This window comes from Pontibacter saemangeumensis (assembly GCF_039541895.1).
GTDB lineage: Bacteria > Bacteroidota > Bacteroidia > Cytophagales > Hymenobacteraceae > Pontibacter > Pontibacter saemangeumensis.
Window position 1 is genome coordinate 1 of record NZ_BAABHC010000012.1, and the last position, 7,396, is coordinate 7,396.

At 49.1% G+C, this 7,396-nt stretch carries 2 protein-coding genes and 2 pseudogenes; all 4 read right to left on the reverse strand.

Annotation, left to right across the window (positions count from 1 at the left end; translation table 11 throughout):
• Positions 1–442: pseudogene (locus tag ABD920_RS10640) on the reverse strand (hypothetical protein); the annotation flags it as partial.
• A gap of 1,763 nt (positions 443–2,205) precedes the next feature.
• The gene (locus tag ABD920_RS10645; protein ID WP_345158884.1) at positions 2,206–5,049 is read right to left on the reverse strand and encodes a PA14 domain-containing protein; all 2,844 of its coding nucleotides are present in this window, start codon (positions 5,047–5,049) and stop codon (positions 2,206–2,208) included.
• Between the two features lie 903 nt (positions 5,050–5,952).
• Positions 5,953–6,828, reverse strand: a complete 876-nt coding sequence (locus ABD920_RS10650) for an alpha-1,2-fucosyltransferase (protein WP_345158885.1) — start codon at positions 6,826–6,828, stop codon at positions 5,953–5,955.
• Positions 6,829–7,109: 281 nt separating this feature from the next.
• Positions 7,110–7,396: pseudogene (locus tag ABD920_RS10655) on the reverse strand (hypothetical protein); the annotation flags it as partial.

Genomic DNA, 7,396 nt, shown 5'->3' on the forward strand with positions numbered 1-7,396 from the left:
TGTAGCGGATGCGGATGCTCTGGGCGGGGGTGCCGTCGCCCAGGTAGCGGCCGCCCAGGTTGATGCCGGCGGCGCCCTCGATGTAGCAGTTCTCGACCACGACGTTGGTGAACTCGTCGACGGCCACGAAGTAGCGGGTGCGCTTGTAGTCGCGCCAGGGGGTGGGGGCCAGGCCGTAGGCGCTGGTGTTGCGGACAGTGATGTTGGCGGGGCCGTGGCCGGCGGATCGGATCATGCGGCCGGCGCCGCGGATGTTGGAATTCTCGATGATGACCGGCTCGGAGGTGGTCACCTCGACGGCCGAGACGTTGGAGTCGCGGGACTCCCAGTTGCCCGTGTAGGTGCCCCCCTTGGTGATGACGATAGGGCCTGAGTAGGTTTGCGCAGTGCCTTGGCTTGTGCACAGGACATATAGGACAAGGGCAAGTAAAACTGTGGACATAGTACGTCCAGTTCTCTTTTTGAGAGAATAGGCAATTGGATTCATCTTCTTTGGCTAAAAGTTGAAGTTTTGTACTAAAATTTAAATTATTGGCGCTTTCTGCTGTTAGTATTCTTTGGCGAGCCTACTAAATCTTTACAGAAGCAGGGATGTTAGCACTGATTTAATTCTTGTTATCTACTAAAAGTATTCATGTAATAGTTGATACAAATATAGAATAGAAATATTGAGTTTTGCTAATGTCTTATTTTGTAATCTTTAGTTTTTTATATTAGATAAAAATCTTTATATGAATTTATATAACAAAAACAGCCTATATAACCTAATTTAACTTGTTTTGTGCTTTTAAAAAGGTTGCAAATATTTTTTGAATACATATATAGTTATATCTGTTATATATAGTTATTTGAATTTTCAGATTGCACTATTTTTTAAAATGATTATTTTAGTATATATATTTATTAACTAATATATAAAAGTCAATTGAAATTTTGTGTTTCACTGTAAACTATTAAAGCTTATATCATTTTTTTAATGGTTAAACAATGGGTATGTTTTTGCACTATTATAATAGGTCAGTGGGGAATGGATTCAGTGTGAAACGGGAGGAGTGAAAAGTAAAGCAAATAGTAGGTTGTATCAGCTTGTCCACCTTTAAAATCTTTTGGGTTGTTCAGGAAAGAACAATTTTCCCTGCAGATAAGGCGATTGAGCGATGCAGAGCTGAAAGGCATGCCTGTTTCAACAGGATGCTAGGTGGTAATGATGTGGAGTCATTTTATATACAAAAGCTTATTTTAGAAGCTTGAATTAAGTCTGTTTCAAATGTTGAGGAATATCCGTTGGTGCTTAAGGACTTTCCATGCTGCTTTTATACAGTAATGAGAGGGGACAGGAAACGGGGCGTTTGAATGCGGCTTATTAGTGGAGAGTATGGGGGTATGCAGTTTGCTTTCAGGAGACGCCAGTTTCCTCGTTACAAGTGAGATAGTCCTGATCCGGGTATGGCTATTGTGGTATGGCTTGGGTGTGTAGCAACCTGCTGGTTATAAGCCTTTGGTCAATATATGTAAAATACGGGCTCCAGGATGGTAATAGAGCAGGCGTAGTGCATAGTGTTTCTTTGAGCGCAAAGCGCATCCTGCTATAGGTAAAAAGATAGCAAAGGCATGGGTTAATTATATCATCCTGTTAAGTCAGTATCAACTCCTATATGCCTAAGGTTTTATCCGAAGACCAATCTCTTCTACCAGAGGAGGTTGGAGTAGGTTTTAGTGCCGCCGCTACTATATAGGGTTGTGTGTGGCTAATACGCAGCCGATGGCGTTGTTGCCTGTATACACAACTAAAAATAGGTGGCTTAAACTCGTTTGAAAAGTTGTGAGGAGTAAACACCGCCTGCTGACAGCTGGTCCGGGGGCGAAGTCCCGTATCGGTTGCTCATTCTCCGCTAAGCCGCCAGAGCGGTGTTGTAGTGCCCTAAGCGCTTATCGCTCCCTTTTCTCCATAGGGAGGAAAGATGTCTCTGACTGGCATAGGAAGGATCGTGGGATACCAGCTGCTATATACCGTCCTGCAGTCATTTCGTTTATATGCTTCGGTAAAGCTGTGATAGCATTTGATCTTCCTGATTTTCCAGACTCTGCCATGGAACTATGAGCTTCGCTACTTCTCTAAAACCAGGAAAGCCCCGGCTTCACGCCGGGGCTTTCCTGGTTTATATATCCTCCTCTTCCTGCTTAAGGGAGGGGAAAGCATGGTTGTTATTGCTTTATTACCTTCAGGCTCTTGGTGCTTCCAGTGGCGTCCGTATACTTTAGGATGTACAGACCGCTTGCCAGTCCGGCACCTGATAGGCTAATTGCCAATTTATTGTTGTCCAACGTCAGGTCTTCCTGCTTGTAAACTACTCTGCCCGTCTGGTCCAGCAGCACAACTTCCTTTAGCTTCGTTTCCTGGCTTCCCAAGCTGAGGGTGATCACCTCACTGAACGGGTTAGGATAAGCGGTGGCTTCGCTAAAGAAAGGCTCTTTTTCGGAAGCGCTCGATACCTGTAGGTTGCTGGTGCTTGTGAGCGAGTTGCTGATTGGGGAGAGCCTGCTGCCGGCAATAGGGCGCTCCATCGCGCCGTCAGGCAGCTGCCAGCCCACGGCCAGGTTGTCGCCTCCGCCATGTTCCAGGTGCAGCGCCTCGATGTAGTAACGCTGCCCCGCCTTTAGCGTAACCTTTACTGATTTCTGGGTCGCGAACTTGTTCCACTCCCTGGGTGCGGTCCAGTTATTGAGGCCGGTTATATAGGCAATCTTCTGTTTTCCGCCGGGGTTGTCAGAGGTGCTCAGGTAAAGCTCCGCCTCGTCGTCACCTGCTATCCAGAAGGTATACTCACCGCTCTGTGGGGCTGTTACATAGCCTCTGATGCGTTGACCATAGTGGTCGTCTGCATTCGTGGGAGCTTCAAACAACTTAAGTTCAGAGATGTTGTCAGGGGATTGGGTAAAGGGGATGGCGCCTGCTGTAGAGACATGTACATCTGCCCAGAACTCACGCGTGATGCTGCCTGTGGCTGCAGATAGTTGTGTAATTGCTGCAGGGGCCGTGCTGCCGATTGGGGAGAGCCTGCCGCCGGCGATCGGCATTTCCTTGGTGCCGTTCGGCAGTTGCCAGCCCACGGCCAGGTTGTCGCCGCCGCCCATCTCCAGGTGCAGGGCCTCGATGTAGTAGCGCTTGCCGGCCTCCAGGGTCACCTTCACCGACTGCTGAGAGGCGTACTTGCCCCACTCGCGGGGACTGGTGTAGCCGTCCACATGGGCGATCTGCTTCTTATCGGCAGCGCTCTCGGAGGTGCTCAGGTAAAGGGCGGCATCGTCATCACCTGCAATCCAGAAGGTATACTGGCCGCTTACAGGGGCCGTTACGTAGCCGCGGATGCGCTGACCATAATGGTCGCCGGTGTTAGTGGGTGCCTCGAATGAACTTAGTGAAGTTACATTGTTAGGAGTTTTGCTAAGCGGAAGCTGGCTCAGTGAGCTTATGTTTAAATTTGTCCAGACTTCTCTCGTGATGCTGCCTGAGGTGTTGGAGCCATCGCCGGTCTGTGGCGCGTCCGTGCTCTCAGTTATATTAATTTTGATGGCCTGAGAGGTTGTTACGGCACCACTGTTATCGATGGCCTTGGCTGTGAGCGTGTGGCTACCCACATTCAGGTTGCTCAGCGTAAAGCCATATGGGCTTAGCGTTTGCTCGCCTACCTTTGTGCCGCCCAGGTAAAGCTCTACTTTGTTAACGGATCCGTCTGTGTCATTTGCGGCGACAGCTACCTTCATGCTGCTCTCAGTGTAGGATGCGTTTGCAACCGGGGAGGTGATGGCCACAGTCGGTGCTGCGTTGGCGGGCGCGGAACCATGGGGCCCTACTACGATGCCGTTCTGGTTCAGCTTGTTCTGCCACATGGCGAACTCATCCTGCTCGTGCTGCTTTGTTACCCTGCCAGACATATGGGTGTTGTTATAGTTGCGCACCGCTGTGCCGTCCGGGAAATAACTGTTCGTGTTCAGCTCGTTCGCGTAGATTCCCATTACGCCGATCAGGTTGTTGTGGACAGCGTTAGAGTGGGTGGCACCTAAATTATAATAGTCATAGCCTGTCAGGCCGATGTTGTGGGTGTTCACCGGGGTTCCGTCGGGCAGCAGGGCCGAGGTGACGGCGCGGTTGTTGTAGATCTCGATGTTGTTGCCCCCGGCGATAGAATAGTTGTAGTTACTCATGTTCACCGTCTGGTTGTTGTAGATCTTCACGTGCGCCGTGGCCACGTCAGAGGGAGTGCCCATGCCGGCGTGGTACCAAGAGTCCGTGATGATGCCGCCGCCGGAGTAGGTGCCCGACTTCGGGTTGAGCGGGTAAGCGCCCTGGATGTAGTTGTCGTGGATGCGGATGGGGGAGTCGGAGGTACCGCGTGAGTTGGACAGGTTGATGTTGTCCTCCACGATTGAATTACCCGGCTCATTGATGACCTGGTTCCAGGCAATCTCGGCGTTCTTAACGGGGTTGCGGAAGTTGAGGCCCACAAAGCAAACGCCGGCTACCCCGCCGTAGATGCGGCCGTCGATGTTTTTGACCTTGTTGTAGCGGATGCGAATGGTTTGGGAAGTGGTGCCGTTGCCCAGGTAACGGCCGCCCAGGTTGATGCCGGCGGCGCCCTCGATATAGCAGTTCTCGACCACGATGTTGGTGAACTCGTCGACGGCCACGAAGTAGCGGGTGCGCTTGTAGTCGTGCCAGGGGGTGGGGGCCAGGCCGTAGGCATTGGTGTTGCGGACGGTGATGTTGGCGGCCCCGTGGCCGGCGGATCGGATCATGCGGCCGGCGCCGCGGATGTTGGAATTCTCGATGATGACAGGCTCGGAGGTGGTCACCTCGACGGCCGAGACGTTGGAATCGCGGGACTCCCAGTTGCCTGAATACGTGCCCCCTTTGGAGATGACGATAGGGCCGGAATAGGATTGGGCTATGCTTTGATATGGAAGAAACGTGAATGCGAGGAGAGCAAACAGTAAAGCGGACAAAGTAATGCCAGCCCTCCTGTTCGTGGAGGAGATAAATAGATTCATCTTCTTTGGCTAAAAGTTGAAATTAGTTATTTATGGAAATTGTTGATACCCGCTGCAGTTAGTGTCCTTTGGCGCGTCGACTAACGTGGTAGCAGGGGCAAGGGAGTGAATCCCTTTGAAAACAGAATAAGCTCTTAGAGCTTCATTTATAAGTTGATGCAAATATAAAGTAGAATACTCTTGTAAAGCTATAGCTGTTATGAATTTGTTTGAAAAATTATATATAAATAATATCCTTAAATATAGGATACGGGGTGAATTTAAGCTTGAAATAACTTTCTGAACTTGCTTTTGTTGATTACGGTTTCATAAAATAAAGTTTGGTTTTCTTAGAAATTTATAAATATAAAATTCCTAATTTATTGCTGATTTATATTACTTAAACTATATATAAGATTAAAATATAATATAGGTAAATTTATATGTGTAACCGTGTTGCAGGAAAAAAATGCAATAAAATCGGAGCACCTGTGCAAGAGTTCTTGTCCGACGCTTTACACATCCTAAGCTCATAATCCAGATTGTGGGTGAATTCTGGTGCTATAACTTCGATGGAAAGTTTGGGAAGAGTCGCACTACGGGTCTGGCCACAACATATAAAGCGCTTTCACGCGCTTTTGGCTCACAACCAATTTTTAAAGTCAGGCCGTACTCAGACTATCTTGATGGGAAGGGTTGATTTGACATTATTTCCTGCATAAATATTGGCTCGCCTAGGCTGGCTATACGAATGCAGTTGTTCATGTAGCCCTCTTATTCTTTATCTGATAATGCAGTACCTGTTTATGACAGCGTCAGGCAACGCGCTGAGATTTCTTAGTAATGGAAGGCAGCAGTAGATGCCGCCCCAAGTGGCTTATCTCGGTATTATGCATAGAAAGCAGGGATAGTGCTTTGCCCAATTCAACCCCTGGTGAATATTTCAAAGTCAGAAAGGTTAACTTCTTTGGAAGCCTCTCCCAGGTGTAAAAGCGGCGTTTGGCCGTAGAACGAGGCCCACATGGTAAACGTGCTTGGCGGACCCACAAGGTAATCGCATTGAGCAAGGGCGTACAGGTCCACGATAAAATGGCGGTCTTCCGTGATGACGGCTAGATCTCCGAAGTTGCTTGTGTCTATTTTTTCGTTGGAGCAGATTAGAAAGACACAGCTTTTCCCCTGGCTCTCCAACTGGTGCTTCATTGCCAGCATTTTGCTGTAGTATACCTCATCCTCATAATACCACTTTCCGTCGTTGTACGTCTTATAGTCTCCACGCCTGACATGCACGCCTACTACTGTGTCTCCGTGCTCGCGGCACCGCCCTATCACCTCCTGCACCTGGCCAGCATATAGGGGAAGGGGGGTAAAGAAGCTTCGGAGCAGAGGGGAGTATTTGCCGAAATTCTGGTAGTCGCGGTAAAGCCAACCGTCAATAAAAACGATTTTATTTTTGGCAGAGGCAACAAACGCGTCGTCGTTCATGTCAAAGCTCTTTGGAGCGGCATCAAAGGCTTTTATATCATGAAAGTAAAGGCCCGGTAAATGACGCAGGGAGTCAATCTGCACCTTCTGAACGGCGTTCACTGCTTTCCGCATCAGTTCGTCCAACTGCTGGTTATCCGTGATGTTCAGGCTGATGTCATGCCCGCTAAAGTTATCGGAAGCGGTAGAGGTAAAGAACTCTTTGTAATCATTAAAGGAAGGATTGATGAGCTTATATCCGTACGCTATGCTGTTCGAGATGAAGTGCGAAAAATAAAACAACCGGTTGGCAAGCTGCCCGGCTTTATAATTCATGATAACCATGTTGTGTCTTTTATATATAATTTTATCGATACTTTATACTGAGCGCCCTGAATTAGGTTCTCACTTTCCTATGCAAGCTGCGCGCCACTACTGAATGCAACTATTCTTGCTCCTGTTCATTAGTGCAAAAGCACTAACGGCGATGTGGTGAAAGGCCTCTCTTCCCTTGCATGAGAGGTGGCCAGCTATAATCCACTCGTGCCATATATCCCTGCTATGGGTAACCATGTTGCTTCCTGCGGCAGCTCCTGGCATCCGTAAATTCCAAACATTTAGAAGCTTGATGCCGCACCCGATTTGCCAGGTGCTGTATCGGGCGTGCTTGCCTTTCCTTGTTTAAGGCTCGTCTCCAAGGAGGCCGGGGAATCTGGTGAGGTGGTAGCAGGCCCGAGAGTAATGTTGTGCTTCCGGAGTTTCTGCAACCATATCTGGTACTCTTGCTGCTCGTGGGTTTTGGTGATGGTTCCCTGTGGGAGAGTGGCGTTGTCGTAGGCTGCCACGGTGCCGTCGGGGAAGTAGGGGGCGTCGTTGCGCTGGTGGGCGTAGGTGCCCATCACCC